Source organism: Ruegeria sp. AL7, from assembly GCF_056536105.1.
Map to the genome: position 1 here is coordinate 577,653 of NZ_JBQFJF010000001.1, position 22,739 is coordinate 600,391.

Annotated in this window: 23 protein-coding genes and 1 riboswitch; of the genes, 9 read left to right on the top strand and 14 right to left on the bottom strand. The window is 60.4% G+C overall.

Going from position 1 to position 22,739, the window contains the following annotated elements; translation table 11 throughout:
• Positions 1–93 precede the first annotated feature (93 nt).
• The 10 genes from ACR3E2_RS02915 to ACR3E2_RS02960 form a co-directional block, all read right to left on the bottom strand.
• Positions 94–633, bottom strand: coding sequence for a hypothetical protein (locus tag ACR3E2_RS02915; protein ID WP_480481474.1), 540 nt, complete (start codon positions 631–633; stop codon positions 94–96).
• Positions 626–1,690, bottom strand: a complete 1,065-nt coding sequence (locus ACR3E2_RS02920; RefSeq protein WP_480481472.1) for a 2Fe-2S iron-sulfur cluster-binding protein — start codon at positions 1,688–1,690, stop codon at positions 626–628. The genes ACR3E2_RS02915 and ACR3E2_RS02920 overlap by 8 nt, the downstream gene beginning before the upstream one ends.
• Positions 1,687–2,841 (bottom strand): aromatic ring-hydroxylating oxygenase subunit alpha, encoded by a 1,155-nt coding sequence (locus tag ACR3E2_RS02925; RefSeq protein WP_480481470.1) that lies wholly within the window; start codon positions 2,839–2,841, stop codon positions 1,687–1,689. Before ACR3E2_RS02925 ends, ACR3E2_RS02920 begins: the two co-directional genes overlap by 4 nt.
• A gap of 22 nt (positions 2,842–2,863) precedes the next feature.
• Positions 2,864–3,115 (bottom strand): hypothetical protein, encoded by a 252-nt coding sequence (locus ACR3E2_RS02930; protein WP_480481468.1) that lies wholly within the window; start codon positions 3,113–3,115, stop codon positions 2,864–2,866.
• Positions 3,112–3,705: a TetR/AcrR family transcriptional regulator gene (locus ACR3E2_RS02935; RefSeq protein ID WP_480481466.1), complete on the bottom strand. Its 594-nt coding sequence runs from the start codon at positions 3,703–3,705 to the stop codon at positions 3,112–3,114. The genes ACR3E2_RS02930 and ACR3E2_RS02935 overlap by 4 nt, the downstream gene beginning before the upstream one ends.
• Before the next feature lies 1 nt (position 3,706).
• Positions 3,707–4,153: a DUF2141 domain-containing protein gene (locus ACR3E2_RS02940; RefSeq protein ID WP_480481464.1), complete on the bottom strand. Its 447-nt coding sequence runs from the start codon at positions 4,151–4,153 to the stop codon at positions 3,707–3,709.
• Positions 4,154–4,255: 102 nt separating this feature from the next.
• The gene (locus tag ACR3E2_RS02945) at positions 4,256–5,353 is read right to left on the bottom strand and encodes a lyase family protein (RefSeq protein WP_480481462.1); all 1,098 of its coding nucleotides are present in this window, start codon (positions 5,351–5,353) and stop codon (positions 4,256–4,258) included.
• A complete protein-coding gene (locus tag ACR3E2_RS02950) occupies positions 5,346–6,860 on the bottom strand; it encodes a tripartite tricarboxylate transporter permease (RefSeq protein ID WP_480481459.1) in 1,515 nt (504 codons plus the stop codon). The genes ACR3E2_RS02945 and ACR3E2_RS02950 overlap by 8 nt, the downstream gene beginning before the upstream one ends.
• Positions 6,861–6,865: 5 nt before the next feature.
• Positions 6,866–7,336: a tripartite tricarboxylate transporter TctB family protein gene (locus ACR3E2_RS02955; RefSeq protein ID WP_480481457.1), complete on the bottom strand. Its 471-nt coding sequence runs from the start codon at positions 7,334–7,336 to the stop codon at positions 6,866–6,868.
• A 73-nt stretch (positions 7,337–7,409) separates the two neighbouring features.
• On the bottom strand, positions 7,410–8,369 hold the full coding sequence (locus tag ACR3E2_RS02960) for a tripartite tricarboxylate transporter substrate binding protein (RefSeq protein ID WP_480481455.1): 960 nt from the start codon (positions 8,367–8,369) through the stop codon (positions 7,410–7,412).
• A gap of 105 nt (positions 8,370–8,474) precedes the next feature.
• On the opposite strand from ACR3E2_RS02960, the gene ACR3E2_RS02965 reads away from it, so the two are divergent.
• Positions 8,475–9,404 (top strand): LysR family transcriptional regulator, encoded by a 930-nt coding sequence (locus ACR3E2_RS02965; protein WP_480481453.1) that lies wholly within the window; start codon positions 8,475–8,477, stop codon positions 9,402–9,404.
• Here the strand turns inward: ACR3E2_RS02965 and ACR3E2_RS02970 are convergent.
• Positions 9,381–9,587, bottom strand: a complete 207-nt coding sequence (locus ACR3E2_RS02970) for a hypothetical protein (protein ID WP_480481451.1) — start codon at positions 9,585–9,587, stop codon at positions 9,381–9,383. The two genes, ACR3E2_RS02965 and ACR3E2_RS02970, sit on opposite strands and share 24 nt — an antisense overlap.
• Positions 9,588–9,828: 241 nt before the next feature.
• A complete protein-coding gene (locus ACR3E2_RS02975) occupies positions 9,829–10,527 on the bottom strand; it encodes a glutathione S-transferase N-terminal domain-containing protein (protein ID WP_480481449.1) in 699 nt (232 codons plus the stop codon).
• 123 nt (positions 10,528–10,650) lie between these two features.
• Positions 10,651–10,728, top strand: a riboswitch (SAM riboswitch).
• Between the two features lie 61 nt (positions 10,729–10,789).
• Between ACR3E2_RS02975 and metZ the strand changes: the two genes are divergently transcribed.
• From metZ to ACR3E2_RS03000, 5 genes are all read left to right on the top strand, one after another.
• Positions 10,790–11,980: an O-succinylhomoserine sulfhydrylase gene (metZ, locus tag ACR3E2_RS02980; RefSeq protein WP_480481447.1), complete on the top strand. Its 1,191-nt coding sequence runs from the start codon at positions 10,790–10,792 to the stop codon at positions 11,978–11,980.
• A gap of 241 nt (positions 11,981–12,221) precedes the next feature.
• Positions 12,222–13,325, top strand: coding sequence for a GTP cyclohydrolase FolE2 (gene folE2 / locus ACR3E2_RS02985; RefSeq protein WP_480481445.1), 1,104 nt, complete (start codon positions 12,222–12,224; stop codon positions 13,323–13,325).
• A 283-nt stretch (positions 13,326–13,608) separates the two neighbouring features.
• Positions 13,609–14,247, top strand: a complete 639-nt coding sequence (locus ACR3E2_RS02990) for a hypothetical protein (RefSeq protein WP_480481443.1) — start codon at positions 13,609–13,611, stop codon at positions 14,245–14,247.
• 59 nt (positions 14,248–14,306) lie between these two features.
• A complete protein-coding gene (locus tag ACR3E2_RS02995) occupies positions 14,307–15,755 on the top strand; it encodes a TrkH family potassium uptake protein (RefSeq protein ID WP_480481441.1) in 1,449 nt (482 codons plus the stop codon).
• Entirely contained in the window at positions 15,755–17,329 is a 1,575-nt protein-coding gene (locus tag ACR3E2_RS03000; protein WP_480481439.1) for a 5-guanidino-2-oxopentanoate decarboxylase, read from the top strand. Before ACR3E2_RS02995 ends, ACR3E2_RS03000 begins: the two co-directional genes overlap by 1 nt.
• A 67-nt stretch (positions 17,330–17,396) precedes the next feature.
• Here the strand turns inward: ACR3E2_RS03000 and ACR3E2_RS03005 are convergent, their stop codons facing one another.
• Positions 17,397–19,136 carry a serine protease gene (locus ACR3E2_RS03005; protein ID WP_480481437.1) on the bottom strand — a complete coding sequence of 580 codons (1,740 nt, stop codon included), beginning with the start codon at positions 19,134–19,136 and terminating at the stop codon, positions 17,397–17,399.
• 207 nt (positions 19,137–19,343) lie between these two features.
• On the opposite strand from ACR3E2_RS03005, the gene ACR3E2_RS03010 reads away from it, so the two are divergent.
• Entirely contained in the window at positions 19,344–20,276 is a 933-nt protein-coding gene (locus ACR3E2_RS03010; RefSeq protein WP_267363360.1) for a glycine--tRNA ligase subunit alpha, read from the top strand.
• Positions 20,277–20,281: 5 nt separating this feature from the next.
• Here ACR3E2_RS03010 and ACR3E2_RS03015 read toward each other — a convergent pair whose 3' ends face one another.
• Positions 20,282–20,914, bottom strand: coding sequence for a MarC family protein (locus ACR3E2_RS03015; RefSeq protein ID WP_480481435.1), 633 nt, complete (start codon positions 20,912–20,914; stop codon positions 20,282–20,284).
• A 78-nt stretch (positions 20,915–20,992) separates the two neighbouring features.
• Between ACR3E2_RS03015 and ACR3E2_RS03020 the strand changes: the two genes are divergently transcribed.
• On the top strand, positions 20,993–21,514 hold the full coding sequence (locus ACR3E2_RS03020) for a DUF6446 family protein (RefSeq protein ID WP_480481433.1): 522 nt from the start codon (positions 20,993–20,995) through the stop codon (positions 21,512–21,514).
• Positions 21,490–22,737 (top strand): sodium/glutamate symporter, encoded by a 1,248-nt coding sequence (gene gltS, locus ACR3E2_RS03025; RefSeq protein WP_480481431.1) that lies wholly within the window; start codon positions 21,490–21,492, stop codon positions 22,735–22,737. The genes ACR3E2_RS03020 and gltS overlap by 25 nt, the downstream gene beginning before the upstream one ends.
• Positions 22,738–22,739 lie beyond the last annotated feature (2 nt).

Here is a 22,739-nt window from a genome sequence, read left to right on the forward strand (position 1 = left end):
ACTGATCGCAGAGAAACCATCGCAGGCGATGCCAAATAAGAACGGCTGTAGTCAATACATTGGCCTTCATGTTCATACGCGTACCCAAACAACTCAATTTGGTGCAGCGCTCCAGCAGTTTTTTGGTGGTAGATCTCCGGCCAAGGCGAAATCATCGCAGGACATGAACACATAGTTGAATATGCCGACCAGAAAACTGACCACGTTGACTGAGAATACAATGACAATCAGCCTGAGCAAAAGGCGGCGGTTGTGCAATTCAATCGCTTCTGGCACTGCGACGGAAAGCAGAATGTACGCGATGTAAGGGATGGATGGTAGAAGGAGCAATGGCAAGACACCTTGCAGCGCGGTAACGTCAGGAGCCCAGAATGTTGCGGTCATCATCGTGCTTGGCAACAGAAGAAGAACACTGCCCCACCACGTCAGATAGCGCACGTTGTCCTCTGTCCGCTCGATCACCATACCTGCAGCCAATGCGGCAAGCGAAACGAGCCAGATGGTGATGAAATCAGTGTAGAACACCTCGCCATAGGCGCCGAGTGTGAAGCTTATGCGCCAGGTCACCAGGGTGAGGCCGATACATGCGATGAAGAATGTACCGGCCTCGTCGCCCTTGAAGCGATCAGTCATAGCTGAGCGTCAGGGCTTCCGTCACCGGCAGCGACTGGCATGTCAGGATCGCCCCTTTCGCAATATCCGCGTCCTCGAGCGCCATGCGGGCGCGCATGTGGACATCGCCTTTGGTCAGCTTGGCGCGGCAGGCGCCGCAGACGCCCGACTGGCAGGAAAAGGGTGGTTTCAGCCCTGCGGATTTGGCCGCTTCGAGAACCGTTTGCCCCTTGGCCACGTCGATGGAATGCCGGGTGCCGCCGAGTGTGATGTCTGCCGTTGCGGCCACGCCTTCAACGCTGGTGTCGAGCTCTGCCACGCCGCCATAGCTTTCCATGTGGATGCGGTTGGCGGGCACGTCGAGCGACATCAATGCGGCCTTGACTGCCTTGTTCATCCCGCCCGGCCCGCAGATATAGTAGTGCGCGTCCTGCGCATAGGGTGGGTTCTCGGCGATCAGCGCCTCGATCGCGGGTTTGTCGATAATGCCCTTGCGCCAGTAATCGGCAGAGGACCAGAAACCGGGTTTGGAAAAGATGTGATGGACCGTCATCCGCTCGGGATTGGTTTCCCAGACGGCGTTCAGTTCATCGTGCAGCAGAATGGATTTTTCGTTGTTGTTGCCATAGGCCAGATGCGCGAAGGAGTTGGGCTCTGCCGCCATGACCGAGCTGAGCATCGCATAAAGCGGTGTGATGCCAGAGCCGGCGCCAAAGAAGTAATGCGTGCGTCGCGACGTTGCGCCGGGATCGAGGCAGAACCCGCCAAAGGGCGGCATCACCTCGATCACGTCTCCTTTCCGCACGTTGTCGTTGATGTGGTTGCTGACCACACCGTCCCGAACCCGCTTCACTGTGATCCGCAGCGGATCACCGGTGAAAGGCGAGGACGAGATCGAGTAGCTGCGGCGCTGTTCCTCTCCGTTCACTGCAATGCGGAACGACAGGTGCTGGCCGGGCCGCCAGGCGAAGGTTTCGCGCAGGCCGTCAGGCACGTCGAACATGACCGTCCTGGCCATGCCGCCGATTTCGTCGCGGGTGTCGAGAACGGTCAGCGGGTGGAAGCTGCGTGCGTTCATTTGCCCTCTCCCAACCATTCGAGAACGACCTTCTGGTGATCGACCACCGGGCTTTCGCCGACGGCGGCGGGACCAGTTTCGAAATAAGGGGATTTCAACGATTTCTGCTGCTGTTCGCAGGCATAGATATCCTCGCCGGTGAAGTCGCCCGCGACCATCGGGTCATCCTCGCTCATGGCGTCATGGTCTTCGTACTTGCCGCTGAGGCCGAACTTGGTCCAGAAATTCGAGGACCGCATTTCCTGCTTGGCAAAATCCCAGCCAGAGCTGTTCGAGACCCGCCCCCGGTTGCTGACGCGGGTCAGTTCAGGGCCCAGCGGTTCGACAATGAAGATGTTCCAGCCATCCTCGGACCCGGCCAGCCCGATCCCCGGGAACAGCATCGGTACCCAGGCGCCGTTCATGTCCTTTGGGATCACCCGTGGGGCGATCAGCTTGGCCTCCTGATCCTTTAGGAATGCCTCGACCGGCGGTTCCCAGAACATGTAGTGGGGGCCTTCCCAGTGGTATTTCGCCGCCTTGTGGTCATACATCTGCAGCGTGTTCGAATGCAGATGGCTCAGGTGGTAGACGTCGATGTAATTCTCGACCACCACCTTCCAGTTGGCCTTGATCTCGTAGCTGTTGTTCAGTTCTTCGTATTCGACCAGTTCTTCGGGAACGTGCGGGCCGATATGCGGCTCGACCGGCCCGAACCATTCGGCGATCGAGGGCGCGTCGGGGTCGGGGTGCACAAAGATCATCGACTTCCAGATGTCGACCCTGGCGGGTTTCAGGCCCAGGCAGGATTTGTCGACCTGACCGAATTCTTCCTGTTCTTCGGGCACCGAGATCAGGTTGCCCTCCAGATCATAGGTCCAGTCGTGATAGGGGCAGGTCAGCGCCTTTTGCGTCTTGCCGACGGCGCGGATCAGTTGCGTGCCGCGGTGGCGGCAGATGTTGTGAAACGCACGCAGGCGGCGGTCGCGGCCCATCACGATGAAGATGTTGTTCAGTCCGGCCTGAACGGTGATGTACTGACCGGGTTCGCTGACATCCTCCATGAACCCCGCGTAGCGCCAGGTTTTTGAGAAGATGTCGCGCATTTCGCGGTCGAACCACGCCTGCGAGGTATAGGCCTCGACGGGCAGCAGGTGCAGCATTCGGGTCATTCAAGTACTCCTAAGAATGGTATCAGCCCCAACCGGGCAGAAAATCGGCCATCACCAGCAGGATGCAGAAGACGATCCAGGCGATCAGGATCAGCCAGTACAGAACCGGGTCTTCTTCGCGCGTCACGTCCGACAGCAGGAACGCATAGCCCGTGTGGTAACTCTGGACCGTCCAGTAGAGGAACAGCAGCCCCCAGAGCGACTGATAGCCAAGTGCCGTCGTGATCATCAGCGCGGCGAAGGCGACGTAGTTGAGTGCGCGGGTCTGATTCATGATGGGTCGTTCAATCCTTCCAGCAGGTTACGCGCGAGGGTGTAGGCGGTTTGCGTCCAGTCTTGCGGCATGCTCAGCGGCGCCAGGGACGCCACGTTCAGATACAGCGCGATAATGCCATGGGCCGCGGCGTCGACGGCGTGATGGTCGGCTTGCGGGTAGTCTTTGCGCAGCACTTGGGTGATCGCGGCCTCGAAGCCCAGCATGGACTCGCGGCAGGCGGCGCGCAGGTCGGCGTCCTCGGCAGCGCGTGCTGTCAGCGCAGCGAAGGCCAGCACCATATCCGGGGACGACCCGGCGGTGTCGGCAAACAGAAGATCGACCAGCGCCGCACCGGCCGCGTCCGGCGGCAGGGCTTCGATCAGGGCCTCGGTCTGTTCGGCAAAGCTGTGCAGAACATAGTCCTGCAGCGCCGCAATCATTTCTTCGCGATTGCCCAGATGGTGCCGGATCAGCGGGCGGGTCAGCCCGGCCTCGGCTGCAATCTGGGTCAGAGAGGCGCCCTCTAATCCAAAGCGTGCCACACATCGCACCAGTGCCTGCATCACCTGCGCATAGCGTTCGTCGCGGTTTGAAGGACGCCCAACCATGTCAGTTCCAGTATTTCAGCCGCAATGTCGATACAGCGGCCTCGCCAGCGGTAACCGCCGCATCCTCGAATTTCGACGGCAAGCCGCGGCGCCCCATGGCGGCAAAGGCGTAGCCCTCGGTCGGCACTTCGCCTTTCATGTCCAGGTCGCCGTCCAGATCTTCGTCATGCAACGCGGCAAAGGCATAAGCCCCCTGCGGCAGATCGTGAAAGGTGACCGCGACCTTTGTGCCTGCGGCCGGAACAAGGGCCATCGCGGCGGCCTTGGTCATGTCCATCGCCTGAAAGGCTTCGGCCTGATCGAAGGCTGCCACGATCACCGCGCCGTTCCCGTTCCGAAGCCCGTCGACGGTCACAGAGAGGGGAGCGGTTTCGGGCGATTGGGCGAGCGCCCCGCATCCGAGGGCTGCGGCAAGGCCAGCGGCTGAGGGGAGTTTGAAAGATCGCATCGGGTCACCTTAAATTGTCATCTTTGACAGCATTTAGGGAGATGCGAGTTGATTGTCAATGATGACAGCAAATGTTTAGAAAGCGGCGGCAGCGCCAGCACATCAGACGGCTGGCTCAGCGACCGAAGCCCGGCACCGCTCCGCCATCATGTCGGGATGGAAGGTCAGCCCCTCAAACAGTGCCTGAGCCCAGTGCAAAGCCCCGGAGGTGAGCAGGAACACCTCGGGCACGATCACCCATTCTCCGATCCAGGCACCGCCCGACCTTTCATGTTCATGCAGCGTGAATTCTCCGATCTGTTCGGCTTGCTGCCGGCCAAGGCGGGAGACTGCTTCCATGAATTCGGAAGCCCGCTGATTGCGCTTGTGGTGCATGGACGAGGACGCACCCTTGCCGTTGACATGATCTTCGGAGACCTCGGCAATGTCGGATGATGACAGCAGGTTGATATTGTGGGCAATCTTGCAGAGCGAGGCGCAAAGGACGCCGAGCGCAGCGACGATATCCGCTATGCTATCGCGGGCGTTCTGCCAATGCGGCTCGACAACGCCAAGGCCGAGACGTTCCGCAACAGCGGATTTGACCCGTTCTCCGGAACCGTTCTCATAACCTCGCAGGTCTCCGACCGGGCCGCCGATCTGCACGTTGAGACCTCGGGTAGCGGCTTGCTGCAAAGCCTCGTTGCGCCGCACAAGCTCCGAGCGCCAGACGGTCAGCTTGGTTGCCAATTTCACGGGAACGGCGTGTTGACCATTGGTGCGCCCCATTAGCACGGTCGAGGGGTGGGCGCGGATATGGCCGTCCAGCAGACCGATCAGCCGGGTTGTGCCGGTCTCAATTTCCGCAAGGCCAAGCTTCATCTGCATGACCGTGGCCGTATCCATGATGTCCTGCGTGGTGGCCCTGTGGTGAACGTGGCACCCGTGCTCGCCCGCCAGCGCGCGCAGCTGTTTCACCAGCCCCACGATGGGGCGGCCGACCAGGTCCATCTCGGCGGCCAGCGCTTCGGTGTCCAGATCGGAGACGCCGACAGTTTCGATCACCGCAGCCGCGTTATCGGGGATCAGTTTCAGATCGGCCTGACAGCGGGCAAGGATCTGTTCGACTTTCAGCCAGGCGGCGATGGTGGCAGGCTCGGACCAGATCCTCCGCATTTCGGCGGAGGAGAAGCAGTTGCGGTAGATTCGGTAATCAAGCATCGTCCAGCCCACCCTCTGCGATCCGGCGTTCCTTCATGATCGACCGGATGCGCAAGCCCATGGCGACGAGCCCGAGCAGCAGGAAACCGGCGGCGATGGGGCGTTCGATGAAGATGAGCGCGCCGCCATCGGACATCAGCAATGCTTGACGGAACGTTTCCTCGGCCCCCTTGGCCAGCACGAACGAGATCACGAACGCCGCAACGTTGAAGTCGAACTTGCGCATCAGCCAGCCCACGAAACCGGCCACGGTCATGACGGTCACGTCGAACATCGAACCGCGGGCGGAATAGGCGGCGACAAAGGCGGTCATGAAGATCAGCGGGTAGAGCACGTTGACCGGAACTTTCAGGATCAGGCGCGCGACCTGCGTGGCGCCGAAATAGCCGATCACCCCGTAGGCAAGGATCCCCAACATCCCGCAGGCAAAGAGCTGATAGACCAGTTCCTTGTCCGTTAGGAACAGGGTGGGGCCGACCTGAATGCCGTGGATCAGGAAGACGCCCAGCAGGATGGCCCCGATGGTCGAACCCGGGATGCCGAGGGTCAGAAGCGGTGCCATCGACGGGCCGGACACAGCGTTGTTGGCGGCCTCGGGCGCGGCGACGCCCTCCAATGCGCCCTTGCCCCATTGCTCGGGGTTCTTGGCGCGGCGCTTACCCTCGCCGTAGGAGATGAAGGCCGCGATGGCCGAGCCGAGCCCCGGCAGAACGCCGATCCCCGCCCCGATGAACCCGCCCCGGACGGCGTGCGGGATGCAGGGTTTGTATTCTTCGTAAGTGAGGCTGTGCCCGGTGGGATCGCTTTCGTTTTCCCGGACCTCGCCTTTTGCCTTCTTGCGCTCTTCGAGTTGGGCAAAGACCTCGCCCAGCACGAAGACACCGATCATGAGCGGGACTAGGCCGATGCCGTTCGACAGCTCGAACGAACCGAACGTGTACCGTTCCTCGCTGGAGATCGGATCGAGGCCGACCATGGCCACGAGGATGCCGAGCAGGGCCGAGATCAGGCCCTTGGTGACCGATTTTCCGATCACCGACCCGATCACCACGAAGGCTGCGAAATAGATGGCGAAGGTTTCGGGCGGGCCGAGCTTGAGCGCGATGGCGGCGATGAACCCTACGCCGATCACGAGCATGACATCACCCATGAAATCACCGATGACCGACGAGATTGTGGCGACCTTCATCGCCTTTCCGGCCTTGCCGGCGCGGGCCAGCGGATAGCCGTCGATCTGCGTTGCGGCACTTGCCGCCGTTCCGGGCGTGTTGAACAGGATCGCGGCAACCGAGCCGCCATAACGCCCGGATTTGCCGATCACATAGAGGAACGCCAGCGCAAACAGTGGCGACATGTAGAAGGTGATGGGCAGGAGCATTGCGATGGCCGCGGAGGCGGTGAGGCCGGGCGTGGCGCCGACGATCATGCCGACGGCAGCAGCCAGAACGATGGCGAACAGAAGCGTCGGATCGGTGATGACCGACAGAAGGGCGGGAAAGATCTCCATTAGGTTTACCCCCGGAACCAGTCGAGCAGGTCGAACACCTCGCCATAGGGCGGGAAGACACCGAGCAGCTCGAAGAAGATGATGTGGAAGATGAGCGGGCAGGCGATCATGGATACAGCCAGCTCGATCCAGTTGCGGACACCGAAGATGTAGAGAACCACCGGAGCAACAATTGCCGTGGGCAGGACATAGCCATACCAGCGGAAGGATTGCTGATAGATCAGCGCAACCGCAAACAGGATCAGGATGTCGAGCGTGCCGGTGTCACGTTCTTGGGCAACGTCGTGACCTGTCTGCGTGGCGCGCATCCCGCTGAACAACAACAGGCCTGAAAGCGCCAGAAGGGCAACCGAGGCAGCGAATGGCACGACGCCGGCCCAGGTGTCGCCGGGGCTTGCGGCAGGGACCTGCCAGGCGCCCCAGATCGCGATCAGAGACAATAGCGCGAGTACAATTCCTTCGACCATATCCCGCATGGCGTCCTCCTTCGGAAATAGTTGAGATGGGATGGCCGGGCCGGAGCTGATGCCGGCCAGACCACCGCCCGGCTCAGTTGTTCAAGGTCTCGACCAACGGAGCGGCATCCGCTTTCATTGCGGTCAATGTGGCCTTGGCGTCTGCCCCACTTGCGTAGACCGGGCCGGTGCCGCGTTCGGCCAGAAGCTCGGCGAATTCCGGCTTGGCGGCAATCTCGGCCAGTGCCGTTTCCATGGCGGAAATGACTTCGGTCGGTGTGCCTTTGGGCGCGAATACGATCACGGGAGACGACACGGCGGCGAAGGGAACGCCCAGCTCTCCGAAGGAGGGAACATCGGACATGATCGTGTCGCGGTCAGCGCTGTTGACGGCCAGGGCGCGCAGTTGCTCTTCAAATCCACGAAGCTGCTGCACCCCAAGGAAGCCGAAATCGGCCTGCTCACCGATCAGGGCCGCACGGGTTGGGCCGCCGCCTTTGAATGGGACATCCTGCGCTTCGATCCCGTTATTGGCCAGGAAGCCGAGACCGCCCACATGGTGGAATCCACCGCGACCGGAATGGGCCCAACGCAGCGAACCAGGATCTGCCTTTGCCGCGTCAATGACATCCTGCACGGTCTGATAGGGGCTGCCCGTCGGCACCATGAGAGACGTGCGCAACTGACCAACCTGCGCCACGAAATCAAAGCTGTCCAGCGCGTCGATTTTGGTGTCGCGCGTCATGGTCGACAGCAGGAACGACCCGCCCGAGGTCATCATCATCGTGTATCCGTCAGGCCGGGCCCCGACCACGGCATTGGCGCCATTGAGCCCGCCCGAGCCGGGCTTGTTCACGACGACAACCGGCACATCCAGCACACCTTCTGCGGCGGCAGAGATGGCACGCGCATAGGCGTCTGTCCCGCCCCCGGCCTTGTAAGGCACGACCAGGTTGATGGGGCGTTTTGGCCAGTCAGCCGCGTGGCTGGCAGTGGCGGTCGCGACCAGCGCCGCCGCAGCTGTAACAGCACCAAGGAATGCTCTGCGTTTCATTTGGGCTCCTCCAAAAATAGTGACGCAGCCTTTCTAGCAGGCGCTTGGATTGCGATTTCTGCAAAGATAGCATCTAATACTGCAAAATAGTAAAGAGTCGAGGCTATGAACATCAAAGCGCTTCGCGCCTTCCGCTATGCCTTTTCCGAAGGCTCCGTCGCCGCCGCCTCTGAGGTCATGCATCTGAGCCAGCCTGCCATCAGCCGATTGATCAGCGGTCTGGAAGCTGAACTGAAACTAAGGCTGTTTGACCGCAGCGGGCGCAGCCTGTCCCCCACCACAGAAGGGATTGCGTTCTACCGCGAGGCCGGGCGCATCCTCGACAATCTTGACGAGATTCCCCGGATTGCAGGGGAAATCCGGGCGGGCCGGACCGAAAGCCTCAGGATCGTGACGATGCCACGGATTGCCCAATTCCTGTCTGCGCCCGCTGTCGGGCAGTTCATTCAAGCGTACCCTGACGTAAACGTGACCCTCGATGTGCGCGCCCGCCGCGAGGCTGGAAAATGGCTGGCCGGGCAGGAATACGACATCGGCATCGCGGCCCTTCCGGTCAGCCATCCTGATATTCGGACGGCACCGCTGGTCCGGGTCCGGGCATTGGCCATTCTGCCGAAGGACCATCCGTTGTCGGATGCAGACCAAGTGACCGCCGATCAGCTCGCCAACGATACCGTCATTCGTTTGATGCATGGGCTGCTGCTGCGCGATCAGTTGGATGACACATTCAATTCGGCAGGCGTGACGCCGCGCAAAACGCACGAAGTTTCTGCATCGCAGCTGGCCTGCGCTCTGGTCGCGGAAGGTGCTGGGATCACGATTGCGGATGAGATGGTTGCCCACCCGTTTCGATGCAGGGTTTCTGTGGTTCCAATCGAGCCCGAGAGATGGATGACGTTTGGTTTGTTACTCCCTAAGGTGCAAAAGCCCAACGAGGCCGCAGACTGTTTTAGGGAGATCCTGGCCCTGCACGTCGACCATGTGTGCTCCTCAAGCCAAACCATGCACAGCCTAACTCGCAGGCAAAATGGTTGAGCTGAATTTCACCGGAGCCATGAATGGGACAAAATCGCGCTCGCCGTTGATTTTTTCCCTCACAAAGATCGGTTTGTTGCGCGCCTCAATCGCACGATCAGCCTGCAGCGAATGGTCGGTATGGATATTGGCCAAAGCTGCACGGGTGAATGGCCGGAAACGGGAAATCTGCTGCGGCGCCACGAGCGTGATGCTGCAACTGCACGGGTCTTTCTGCGACAGCAGTATGCGAAAACCTCAAGGTCTGGAAGGTCCGCGCTGTGTGATTTCGCGGTTTCAGAATTGCTGCATGTTGCATGAATGGCCGGATTTCCCGCCGCGCCGCGACACGAGAGTTTGCGCGCATGCAAAAATTTTCTGTTCTGCGAGCGCATGCAGCACGAAAATTCAAGGTCAGGTGAGGCCTCAAAGCAGCCCATAAGTCTTACCGCTTGAACAAAACGCTCTGCGCCTGCTTGTCCCGGTGATCCCCTCGCAACTCGGCATACAACGCGCGTCCGGCCTGAACGGCTGGGCGGGCGCTGACGGTCTCCAGCCAGCGGGCAAAGTGCGGTTTGTCCTCCAGCACCTGCTGCTGGCCTTCCCACAGGCTGGCCCAGCCCCAGATCGACATGTCGGCGATGGAATAGAAATCGCCCGCGACATACTCGTTTTCGGCCAGCCGCCTGTCCAGTACGCCGTACAGGCGCGCGACCTCGGCGCGGTAGCGGTCCTTGGCATAGGGCAGGTCCTGCGGCGGGTCCAGTTGCGGGGCGTATTTCAGGAAGTGATGCGCCTGACCCGCCATCGGGCCAACGCCTCCCATCTGCCACATCAGCCATTCCTCGACCGCGATCCGGTCGCGCTCGGTCCTGCCATAGAACCGCCCGGTCTTGCGGGCCAGATACATCAGGATCGCGCCGCTTTCAAAAACCGAAACAGGTGCGCCGTCCGGCCCGTCGGGATCGACGATGGCGGGCATCCGGTTGTTGGGCGCGATTTTCAGGAACGCGGGGTCGAACTGGTCACCCTTGCCGATATTGATCAGATGGGTGGTGTAGGGCAGCTCCATCTCCTCCAGAGCGATGGAAACTTTCCAGCCATTCGGTGTCGGCCAGAAATACAGATCAATCGGGTCAGCCATGTGTTCTCCTGATGTTGACGGGGATCATGCGGGTTTCTGCCGGTTCGGCAAGTACCGCTTACGAAAGCGTGACCGAACCGCAGGCCGGGCTTGACCGAGAACCGCCCGAGGCGTATTGCGATCCTGAAGCTACGTGGCGATTTGTTACCGGATTGCGGGCCACGCTAAACAACACCGCTAAAAGGTCAGGATGAAAGACCCCTTTCGCTTGGCCGCGTCTGGGGTTTTTTGTTTGCCTCCACCCGAGGCTGAAAGGATTGAGATGAGCGAGAACTGGAACAAACGCACCCAAGCCGTCCATGGCGGCATCCGTCGCAGCCAGTATAACGAGGTGAGCGAGGCGATTTTTCTGACGCAGGGTTTCGTCTACGAAAACGCTGAACAGGCCGAGGCCCGGTTTCTGGAATGTGGCCCGGACGAGTTCATCTATGCCCGTTACGGCAACCCGACCGTGTCCATGTTCGAGCAGCGCATCGCGGCGCTGGAAGGCGGCGAAGATGCGTTTGCGACGGCCTCGGGTATGGCCGCCGTCAACGGCGCGCTGACCTCGATGCTGAAGGCCGGGGACCATGTCGTTTCGGCCAAGGCGCTGTTCGGCTCGTGCCTCTATATCCTTGAAAACATCCTGAGCCGCTATGGCGTGGACGTGACCTTTGTTGACGGCACCGATCTGGAACAGTGGAAGGCTGCGATCCGCCCGGACACCAAGGCCGTTTTCTTTGAATCCATGTCGAACCCCACGCTTGAGGTGATCGATATCGCCGCCGTGGCCGATCTGGCCCATGCGGTCGGAGCCGTTGTCGTGGTGGACAACGTGTTCTCGACCCCGGTGTTCTCGCGCGCGATCCAGCAGGGTGCGGATGTGATCGTCTATTCAGCGACCAAGCATATCGATGGGCAGGGCCGTGCGCTGGGCGGTGTGATCATCGGAACCAAGGACTTCATCCGAGGAACCGTTGAACCCTATCTTAAGCATACCGGCGGCGCGCTGAGCCCGTTCAATGCGTGGATCATGCTCAAGGGTCTTGAGACGATGGCGCTGCGGGTCAATGCTCAAGCCGAAAGCGCGCAAAAGATTGCCGAGGCGCTGGAAGGGCACCCGGCGCTGGAACGTACACTTTACCCCGGTCTGAAAACCCATGCCCAGAACGCGCTGGTTCAGACCCAGTTGGGCGGCAAGGGCGGAACCGTGCTGTCGCTGGACATCAAGGGCGGCAAGGATGCAGCGTTTGCCTTCCTGAATGCGATGACCATCCCGGTGATTTCGAACAATCTGGGCGATGCCAAATCCATCGCGACGCACCCGGCGACAACAACGCACCAGCGTCTTAGCGACGCGCAGAAGGACCAGTTGGGCATTGCACCGGGTCTGATCCGCTTTTCCGTCGGGCTTGAGGATGCCGGTGACTTGCTGGCCGACCTTCGGCAAGCGTTGGAAGCCTCGCAGAAATAAACCAAAGCCCCCCGCTTTTTGTACTGGGGGGCAGGCTGCGTGCCTAAGCGGCCACTTTGTTTCGGGCGGCAGCCAGGCGTGCCGCCCGCTGTTCCCACCTTTAAAAGGCGCTAACTGTTGCGAGATGACGGTTTTGCGCCGGATTTTTCAATCCGGGCTGCTATTGCCGACGTATCGGGTTAGACTGGTATTAGACCATCAGTCATATATAGTCCGACGACCAACCAAGGAACCGCCGCTGATGAATGTTCACCCGCGCGACATTGATGAAAAACCGGATCGGGACAAGGCTGCCGAGGCTTTGAACGTTCTGCGGCAATGGGCCAAATCTGCCTCGGAAGCCGAGATAAACCAGCTTGACCCGGCTGTGGCCCGGCTGCTGCCCGGTTTGGCAGCGGGCAACTATCCGCCTTTTTCGCGCGCTTACCCCGATGACTTTACCGTCGATGCGGCGTACCGCGCATCCTTGCCAGATTTGCAGAACGGCCCGTCCAGCCTGATCCGTGGGGCCAAACAGCAGATCCAACATGTGGGTATTTCGAACTTCCGCCTGCCGATCCGGTTCCACCGGAAAGAGGGCGAAGACCTGACGCTGGAAACCTCGATCACCGGCACGGTCAGCCTCGAGGCCGAGAAAAAGGGCATCAACATGTCCCGGATCATGCGGTCTTTCTACAAACATGCGGAACGGACGTTCAGCTTTGAGGTTATGGAATCCGCTCTGGACGATTACATGTCCGATCTGGACAGCTTCGACGCCCGTATCCAGATGCGCTTTTCCTACCCGGACAGGATCAAAAGCCTGCGCTCGGGCCTTGAGGGGTACCAGTATTACGACATCGCCCTGGAACTGGTCGAACAGAACGGTGTGCGTCAGAAGATCATGCACCTTGACTATGTCTATTCCTCGACCTGCCCCTGTTCGCTGGAACTCAGCGAACACGCCCGGTCGATGCGTGGTCAGCTGGCGACGCCGCATTCGCAGCGCTCCGTCGCGCGGATTTCGGTTGTCGTGGATTGCGATGCGGATTGCCTGTGGTTTGAAGACCTGATTGCGCTGTGCCGCCGTGCGGTTCCGACGGAAACGCAGGTGATGGTGAAGCGCGAAGATGAACAGGCTTTCGCCGAATTGAACGCAGCCAATCCGATCTTCGTCGAAGATGCCGCGCGCCTGTTTTGTGCCGAGTTGCTGGCAGATCATCACGTCGGTGATTTTCGCGTTGTCGCAAGCCATCAGGAAAGCCTGCACAGCCATGACGCCGTGTCGATTCTGACCGAAGGCCCAACCTTCGCCGCGTCCAGCCTTGACCCGAAACTGTTTACGACCCTGTTTCACGTTGGCTGAACGTCTCGGGTAAGTGGCTAGAATTTAATCAGAGATTTACCTGATCGGCGCTCATTCGCCGCAGTGCAGCAAAAATGCTGCAATTGCGTGAAAAACTCCTGTATCCTGACGGGGAATGCAGCTTCGGCACACCGGCGCGCTCAATGGTGTGTCACCCGAAAGGAAGCCGAGACGTGAGACGCCTTGGACTGCAAGACCCCAACCTCCGCCCGGACCCCCCGAGCGGGCAGGGCGCTTTACCCTTACTTTTCTGGCTGCATCGTTTTCACAGGAGATCTATGGAATGAATCCGATTACCCAACCGCTGGAGCTTCAGGCCGCGGCTATACGCATGGCTGGCTATGCGATCGTCAACCAGATCAAGATTGCACAGATCATGACCCGTTCGGCGCTTGAACTGCCGATGGTGCCGGTCCACGCCCTGCATCTGGCAGCATCAGCACCGGGTCCAGTTGTGGAAGCTCCGGCGGAAAAAACGGCGGCCAAACCCAAACCCGCCGTGGCGCGCACGAAACGCGTACCGGTGAAATCATCAACGCCCAAGAAAAAGCTGGCCCGCAAACCTGCGCTGGCCAAGCCGGTAGCCAAACCGGTTGAGTTTTCAGCCAGTCCGCGGCCCACGGCGGCACCCCCGGCGGCAGCCAAACCGACACCAGCGGTTAGTGATGAAAAAGCAGTGAAGCCTGTTGAATCCGCGGCGACACCTGCGACCGAAACCGTGTCGCCCGTAACGCCCAAGCCCACCCCTGCGACACCGGCGCCTGTTCAGGCAGCGCAGGTCAAGCCGACACAGGCCGATCCTGCCCCGGCCAAGGTGCAGGCGAAACCAGCCCCGGCGACGGAACCGCGCAAACCGCAGGCGCGAAAATCACGCGCCCCGTCAAAACCGCCTGTGATGCCCGGAACAGATGTCAAAAACTGACGGGTAAACCGGGATCATCTGCTTGACACGGTCGGGTTGGCACGCCAACCCTGCGCGTCATGATGGATCTTCGCCCGGTCGGATATGTGATTGGCTTGCTGGTCGCCATTCTTGGGGCGACCATGCTGCTGCCTATGCTCGCGGACCTGATCGAGGGGCGCGGCGAATGGCCGGTATTTCTGGAAAGCGCCATTATCACGACGCTGACCGGGACCGTTCTGGCGATGAGCTGCTCGAACGGTGTGGGCGAAGGGCTGACCATCCGCCAGACCTTCCTGTTGACAACCGGTGTTTGGGCGGCGCTGCCCCTGTTTGGGGCAATTCCGTTTCTGTTCGGTGAAACCGAGCTGCGCTTTGTCGACGCGTATTTCGAGGCGATGTCCGGCCTGACAACAACAGGTTCAACGGTGATTTCCGGGTTGGATACCCTGCCGCAGGGGCTATTGCTGTGGCGTGGTATCCTGCAATGGCTGGGGGGTATCGGGATCATCGTTGTCGCCATGGTGTTCCTGCCCGAACTGCGTGTCGGCGGCATGCAGATCTTCCGCTCGGAAGGCTTTGAAACAATGGGTAAAATCCTGCCTCGCGCGCAAGAGATCGCGGGTCAGATTTCGCTCATCTATGTTTTCCTGACACTGGTTTGCGCGCTGGTTTACGCCGGTCTGGGAATGAACTTTTTCGATGCGCTGGTACATGCGTTGACAACGCTTTCGACCGGTGGGTTCTCGAACTATGACGCCTCGTTCGGAACCTTTTCGGGCCCCGCCGAATATGCGGCGTCGGTGTTCATGATATTGGCGGCGCTTCCTTTTGTGCGCTATGTCCAGCTGGCAAACGGCCATACAGCGTCCTTGTGGAAAGACAGTCAAATTCGCGCGTTTCTGGCGACCATTCTGGTTCTGGTCATCATCATGTCGATTTTCCTGACATCGGTCTTTCCGCATCACTGGGAACAGGCGTTTCGGGAATCTCTGTTCAACATCACCTCGATCATCTCGGGCACCGGCTATGCCAGTGTCGATTACATGGGTTGGGGCAGCTTTCCGATCATGATGTTCTTCCTGATCGGCCTGATTGGCGGCTGCGCGGGTTCGACCGCATGCTCGATCAAGATATTCCGCTACCAGCTGCTATTCGCCTCGATCAAAAGTCAGATCAAACGGATCAGGTCTCCGCATGGCGTGTTCGTGCCGCTCTATGATGGGCGGCCCGTGGGGCAGGGCATTCTGACCTCGGTGATGAGCTTTTTCATGTTCTTCGTCCTGTCGATGGGCGTGCTGTCCTGGGCGCTGGCGCTGACCGGCCTGGACTTCATCACAGCCGTTTCCGGGGCGGCGACCGCGCTGGCCAATGTCGGTCCCGGTCTGGGCGATCAGATCGGACCAGCGGGTAATTTCGCAAATCTCAACGACACGGCCAAATGGTTGCTGACAATCGGGATGCTGGTCGGGCGGCTCGAGCTGTTGGCCGTTTACGCGATCTTCACCGTTCAATTCTGGAGAGGCTGATGAAAAGACCCCTTGGCGCGCAGATTTCGCATATGCTCAAGGATCGTGGCGTGGACGTGATTTTCGGCATACCCGGCGTTCACAATCAGGAATTGTACCGCGGCATCGAAGAGGCTGGCATCCAACATGTTCTGGCCCGTCACGAACAGGGGGCGGGGTTCATGGCCGATGGGTATGCCCGCGCAACCGGCAAGCCGGGGGTTGCCTATGTGATCACCGGGCCCGGCCTGTGCAACATCATGACGCCGATCGGACAAGCCTACAGCGACTCGGTGCCGATGCTGGTGGTGTCGTCCTGCCTTGATGAAACACAGGCCTTGCGCGGCCAGTTGCACCAGATGAAGGACCAGCGCCTTGCGGCCGGAACCGTTGCCGACTGGTCGGCACAGGCCAACACGGCCGAGGCCGCCTATGCGCTGGTCGAACGCGCCTTTGAAGAATTCGAGCTGTCGCGCCCGCGCCCCAAGCACATTCAGGTGCCAATCGCGCAGTTGCAGGCCGAGGCTGATCCGGCACCTTTCCCCAGCCAGCCCGCGTTGCGCACCAAAGCGTTGCCGCCTGACGTATCGCCTGTTGTCTCGATGCTGAACCTTGCGCGCAGGCCGCTGTTCATTCTGGGGGGCGGTTGCAAGTCCAGCGACTGGCGGCAGATTCTGACACAGCTTGGGGCTGCCTGCTTTACCACTTATGCAGGGCGCGGGCTGCCAGGCGCAAACTATCCGCTGGATTTCGGCGCATCCCTGCCGCGCCCCGGCAGCGCCGAGGTTATCGCCTCAGCGGATCTGGTCATCGCGGTCGGCGCCGAACTGGGCGAGGTCGATCTGTGGCGCAGCGACCTTGGGCATTCGGCAACATTGATCCGGGTTGACCTTGATCCCGAAGTCCTGTCCGACCACCATCGCGCCGCGATCAAACTGCAAACCGACAGCGAAAGCTTTGCCCGCGCCTTGTGGCAGGCGACCGAAAACCTGAAACCGGCAACCGGCTGGTCGCCCGACGAAATTTCCGAAACCCGTGCCCGGTGGCGGGCCGAGGTGGATGCCGAACGGCCCGGAATTGTAGCAGTGGCCGATGCGCTGCGCGCGGCGATGCCCGCAGATACCATGATCTATTCCGACATGACCCAATTCGCCTATGTCGCGAAAGAAGTGTGGGACATGGCCTATCCGCATCACTGGCATCATCCGACCGGGTTCGGAACGCTGGGCTATGGTTTGCCGGCTGGAATTGGCGGCGCGGTGGCGCGGCGCGGCAAACCAACGGCGGTTATCGCCGGGGATTACGGGTTCCACTATACGATGCAGGAACTGGGTGTTGCGGTCGAACTGGGTTTGTCGCTGCCGATCATCCTGTGGGACAATGGCAAGCTGAAAGAAATCGAAGACAGCATGGTCCGCAGCCAGATCGCGCCCAATGCGGTCGTGGCGTATAACCCGGATTTCTGCAAACTGGCCGAGGCTTTTGGCGCGCTTTCCTCAGCCCCTTCATCTCTGGCTGAGATGCAGAGCGCGGTTCGCGCGGCGTTCGATGCGCCTGTCCCGACCTTGATCCACGTGACCCCGGACATTCTGTAACAAAAAGCGCCGCATCTTCATGCGGCGCTTTGGTGTTTCAACGTCTGGTTTCAATGTCTGCGCGGGCTCAGTCCCAGCAGTGTACCAGAACCGTCATTCCGGTCGCGCGCCGGTTCAGCTCGTTAGGGGAAATCCGGGTGGTTTCCTCGCTCGACTGCCCGGAAACACCGGCTTTCGTCAGGATTTCTGTCAACCGCTCGACCGTCGCCGCAAGGCTGACAGACGCGGGCAGGGTGCGCCCCTCGGACGGTGTGGGCAGCAGCATACCAACCACGTTGCCGCTGTCGTTGAAGACCGGCCCGCCCGCATCTCCGGGCTGAGCGTTCAGCGCCAGCCGTTTGACACCTGTCTCGCCGTTCAGGCCGCGGATATCCGCGATTTGGCCGTAGGTCAGCGTCGGTGCGCCCAAAGCCCCCTGATAGGAAAAGCCGGATACGGCCACTTCGGACTGGATGCGCGGCTGGGTGGTGCTGAAAGCAGCAACACTCATCGGTGCAAGGGCTTTTGCAGGGCGCAGGACCGAAACACCAAGTTCCGGGTCCGTCAGCGCCAGTTGCACCTCCTGATCCCCCTCCAGGGTGATCCGGGTGCAGCTTTCGGCGGCTTCGGATACCGTCAGAACCGTACCGTCCGCGCCAGCGAAAAAGCCCGACCGCGACAACCGGGGCTTGCGGATCTGAAGACCCGAGACCAGATCGATGCGCTGTTCCGCATCCGCACCGGCGGCGGCATCCAGAACCGCGTCCGTTGTGCTCAGGCTGGTCGCCATCGCAGCCAGAACACGCAGGCGGCGCGCCTCGTCCCCTTCGGGCCAGACCAGCGTAAAGCCCTTGATTTTCCCATCGGCCAGCCGCGCCTGCGTGAATGACACTATCCCATTGCCGCGCCCTTCTAGGGTGAACTGGTCGCGGCCCAGCTCACGCGGGCCGTTCAGCGGAACAATTTCAAGCGACTGCATCACTTGGTAAAGGGCGCGCAGCGTGTTCTTGTCACCCTCCTGACTGATCAAAAGGGCCTGGGTGTTCAGATCCGAGGCGCTTTTGAAATGTACGAACGGAGCTTCATAGCGGTCAAAGCTGACTGTACCCAACGGCATGTCCAGCGCAATTCCGGCCGCGTCGTCGGAATACCGGTCCATCCCGGCCGAGATCAGCGGCGCGTTGTATTCATCCATCAGGGCCTTGCGCTGCACCGTGGTCAGAACGCCCGTCGCCTCATAGCCGTTGAACCGCTGCCAATCGCCCATCGACCGGCGGGTTCCCTGACCGAAAGCGCCATCGATGGTCGAATTATAGAAACCCGCCGCCTGAAGGGCCGTTTGCAGGTCTTTCCGTTCCTGCGCGGTCAAAAGACGCTCGGATTGCAGCGCTTGTGCGCGGGTTTCATCCGAAACCTGTGGGGTCGTAACCGCCACGGGTTCTTCCGCCTGTGCTGCCGGTTCCGTCGGCGCGCTTACGACGTCGCGGTTTACCGCGTTTTCGCCGACGGGCCAGAATTGCTGCCCCAACGCGCTTGAAAACGCGACAAAGCTGTCACGCGGGATCTGTCCCTCAGCCCGGTATACGCGCAAAACCTGCTCGGCATCGCCGCGCGAATAGGGGCCAATGACGATGGCATACCAGCCACTGTTCAGCCGAAACCCGTTCACATCGGGCAGGGTGCTGGCATAGGCTTGCGCCCGGTCCTGCGCTTCGCGCAGCGAGGGCTGCGCCTCGACCTGAACCCAGACGCCGGGGTCTTGTTGTGCGGTCGCGGCGCGCAGGCCGACCAGAAGAAACAAAAGAATTGCTGAAAATACGCGTGTCATTGTCTGCCCGTGTTATGCGGTGTTTGTACTGAGGTGCAGAATACGCGATTTCATTTGCCAAATACCATGCTGAGAATGCGGGGAATTTGTGGTGTGGCCGCGCAGATACAGCCACAGCCCAAAGCCCCGTTGACGCCCCTCGGCCCCTTGCATAGGAAGGGCCAAACCGACCGGAACCGGGCGCACGGGGCGCCCAGAGGGAATGTCATGACCGAACCGACCAGCGCACCGCGTTCATTTCAGGAAATCATCCTCAGGCTTCAGTCCTACTGGGCCTCGAAAGGCTGTGCGATTCTGCAACCCTATGACATGGAGGTCGGGGCAGGGACGTTCCATCCCGCAACCACCTTGCGGGCGCTGGGATCCAAGGCATGGGCCGCAGCCTATGTTCAGCCGTCGCGCCGTCCCACGGATGGGCGTTATGGCGAAAACCCCAACCGGCTTCAGCATTACTACCAGTATCAGGTGCTGATCAAACCCAGCCCTCCGGATTTGCAAGAGCTGTATCTGGGCAGCCTTCAGGCCATTGGCATCGACATGGATCTGCATGATATCCGCTTTGTCGAAGACGACTGGGAAAGCCCCACACTGGGCGCATGGGGGCTTGGCTGGGAAGTCTGGTGTGACGGAATGGAAGTCAGCCAGTTCACCTATTTCCAGCAGGTCGGCGGCCATGACTGCACGCCTGTCTCGGGTGAGCTGACCTATGGTCTCGAGCGTCTGGCCATGTATGTGCTGGGCATCGACCACGTGATGGACATGCCGTTCAACGATCCGCAATCGCCCAGCCCGCTGAAATACGGCGATATCTTCAAACAGACGGAAGAGGAATACGCCCGCTGGAACTTTGACGTGGCCAATACCGAGGTTCTGTTGCGCCATTTCGAAGAGGCCGAGGCTGAATGCGCCACTATCCTGGCGCAGGCGCATGACGATCCGAAAACTGGCAAGCGCATCATCATGGCGCACCCGGCTTATGACCAATGCATCAAGGCGTCACACATCTTCAACCTGCTGGATGCGCGGGGCGTGATCTCGGTCACCGAACGACAGGCCTATATCGGACGCGTGCGGGCGCTGGCCAAGCAATGCGCGGATGCCTTTGTGCAGACCGAGGCCGCCGGGTTCAGCGCCGGATGAGGCGATCAGGCCAGCCCCGGCAACAGGGCTTTCAGGCCGTCCGCGATCATGCTGACGGCGATAGCCGCCAGAATCATCCCCATAAAGCGGCTCATGATCACGCGCGCGGTGTCGGACAGGCGTTGGGCCAGCCAGGCCGCGTTCCAGAACGTGATCAGAAGCAGGCCAACAACGGCAAGGAATACGCCTGCATAAACAAGGGCTTCTATGGGCTTCTTGATCTGGTGTGCATACAGGATCAGCGTGGTGATGGTGCCGGGGCCGACCAGAATGGGAAAGGCCAGCGGATAAAAGGCGACGGTGTCGGGTTCGGGGTAAGCGTCCTTCTCCCCCTTCGTCCCGTGATGAGAGGTGCTTTCGTGCCCGTTCAGCATGTTCAGACCGATCATCATGACAACCAGACCACCGGCGACGCGCAGATGATTGACGCTGATGCCAAAAAGGCCAAGCGCCTGACTGCCGACCAGGGCAAAGGCACCGCCAAGGATCAGGCAGTAGATCACGGTTTTGACCGCTATCTTGCGCTGTTCGGCGGCGGACAGGTCCTGAGTGACGCTCAGAAACACCGGCAGGTTGGTGACCGGGTTCATGATCGCAAACAATGCGCCGAAAAATCCGACGGCAAGGGTGGATTCCATCGTGTTGACCTCGTTTCTGCCTGTTCCCCGATGAAACCTGTCCTATTTTACAAGAACTTGAAAGAGGCGGCCTGAAAGATGACGGGAAAACTGCTGGCAATTCTTCTGCTGCTGTCGGCCATCGTGGCAGGCCTCGGCATGTATTATCTACAGGTCTACGGCTATTATTATGAGGTCGAACCGCAACCGGGGCAGGACGTTGCCCTGATGACGGATGCAGGCGGTGTGCCGGAACCCATCGCCTATTCCGGGTTTCAGGCAATCGACGCCGACAGTTCGCCTATCCGGTATCGCGCCTGTTTCGAGACCGAATTGTCGCCGGACCAGATGGCTGGATACGTGCCTGTCGAAAACTCCGAACCCCTGACCGCACCGGGATGGTTTGAATGCTACGATGCGGTGTCTTTGGCGGAAGCGCTTGAATCCGGGCAGGCGCGGGCGTTCATGGGGGTGAAGAACATCCATTTCGGTGTCGACCGGATTGTGGCGATCACCGCGGATGGCAAGGGTTATGTCTGGCACGCGTTGAACAATTGCGGTGAAAAAGCCTATGACGGTACCGTCGTGGGCGAGGAATGTCCGCCGCGCCCGGAAAACTGAAGGAGCAGACCTTGGGCCATGTCATAGAAATCCCCGATTTCCTGACGGCCACTCTGGGGTTTGCGGTCTATCTGATCGGGGCCGAGATCAATGCCCGTGTCGCTACACTGCGCAATTTCAACATCCCCGAACCCGTAACAGGGGGCCTGCTGGCCTCGCTGGTGGTTCTGACGCTCTATCTGGTCTTCGGGATCGAACTGTCCTTTGGCTTGACAGCCCGCGATTTCCTGCTGGTCCTGTTTTTTGCCGGGATCGGCCTGAATGCCCGCCTGTCTGACCTCATTGCGGGCGGTAAGCCGTTAATCTTGCTTTTGATTCTCACACTGGCGACGATTGTCTTTCAGAATGTGATTGGTGCCGCTGGGGCGGCGATCTTCGGCTATCCCGCACAGGCCGGTGTGTTGTTCGGATCGGCCGCCCTGATCGGTGGGCACGGTACGGCAATCGCATGGGCGCCGGACGTGGCGCAGGCAACGGGGCTTGACGGCGCGACCGAACTGGGTGTGGCCGTCGCCACCCTTGGATTGGTGCTTGCCGCGCTGGTTGGCGGCCCGATTGCGCGCCTGCTGGTCGAACGGCGCGGCCTGACGTCTGACCGCCCTGACGAAGAACCCAGCGTCGGATTGCCGGATGAGCATGACGGGCACACCACAAGCATCGATCATCTGACCGTCATGCGCGTCCTGCTGCACCTGAACCTGGCGATCATCTTGGGATATGCACTGAATGAATCAATTGCCGCCGCCGGGCTGAAACTGCCGCTGTTCGTGCCCTGCCTGATCATGGGCATCGTGATCGCCAATCTGCGGGACGCGCTGTTTCCCGGCGCTCCGAAAGTGTCGCGCACACCATCGCTGGCGCTGATTTCGGAATTTGCGCTGGGCGCGTTTCTGGCAATGTCGCTGATGAGCCTGCAACTCTGGACCATCGCGCAGCTGGGCATGGCTATTGCCGTGATCATGACAGCGCAGACGCTCTTTGCGGTGCTGTTCGTCCTCTGGGTGCTGTTCCCGGTCATGGGGTCCAACTATCGCGCGGCTGTACTGGCCGCTGGGTTTGGCGGCTTTGCGTTGGGGGCCACCCCCACCGCTATCGCAAATATGACAGCCGTGACCAAGCGATATGGCCCATCGCCTATTGCCTTTATCGTGCTGCCCCTTGTATCCGCCTTCTTTGTGGATATCGCCAATGCCATCGTCATTCAGACGATCGTCAATTTCTAAGG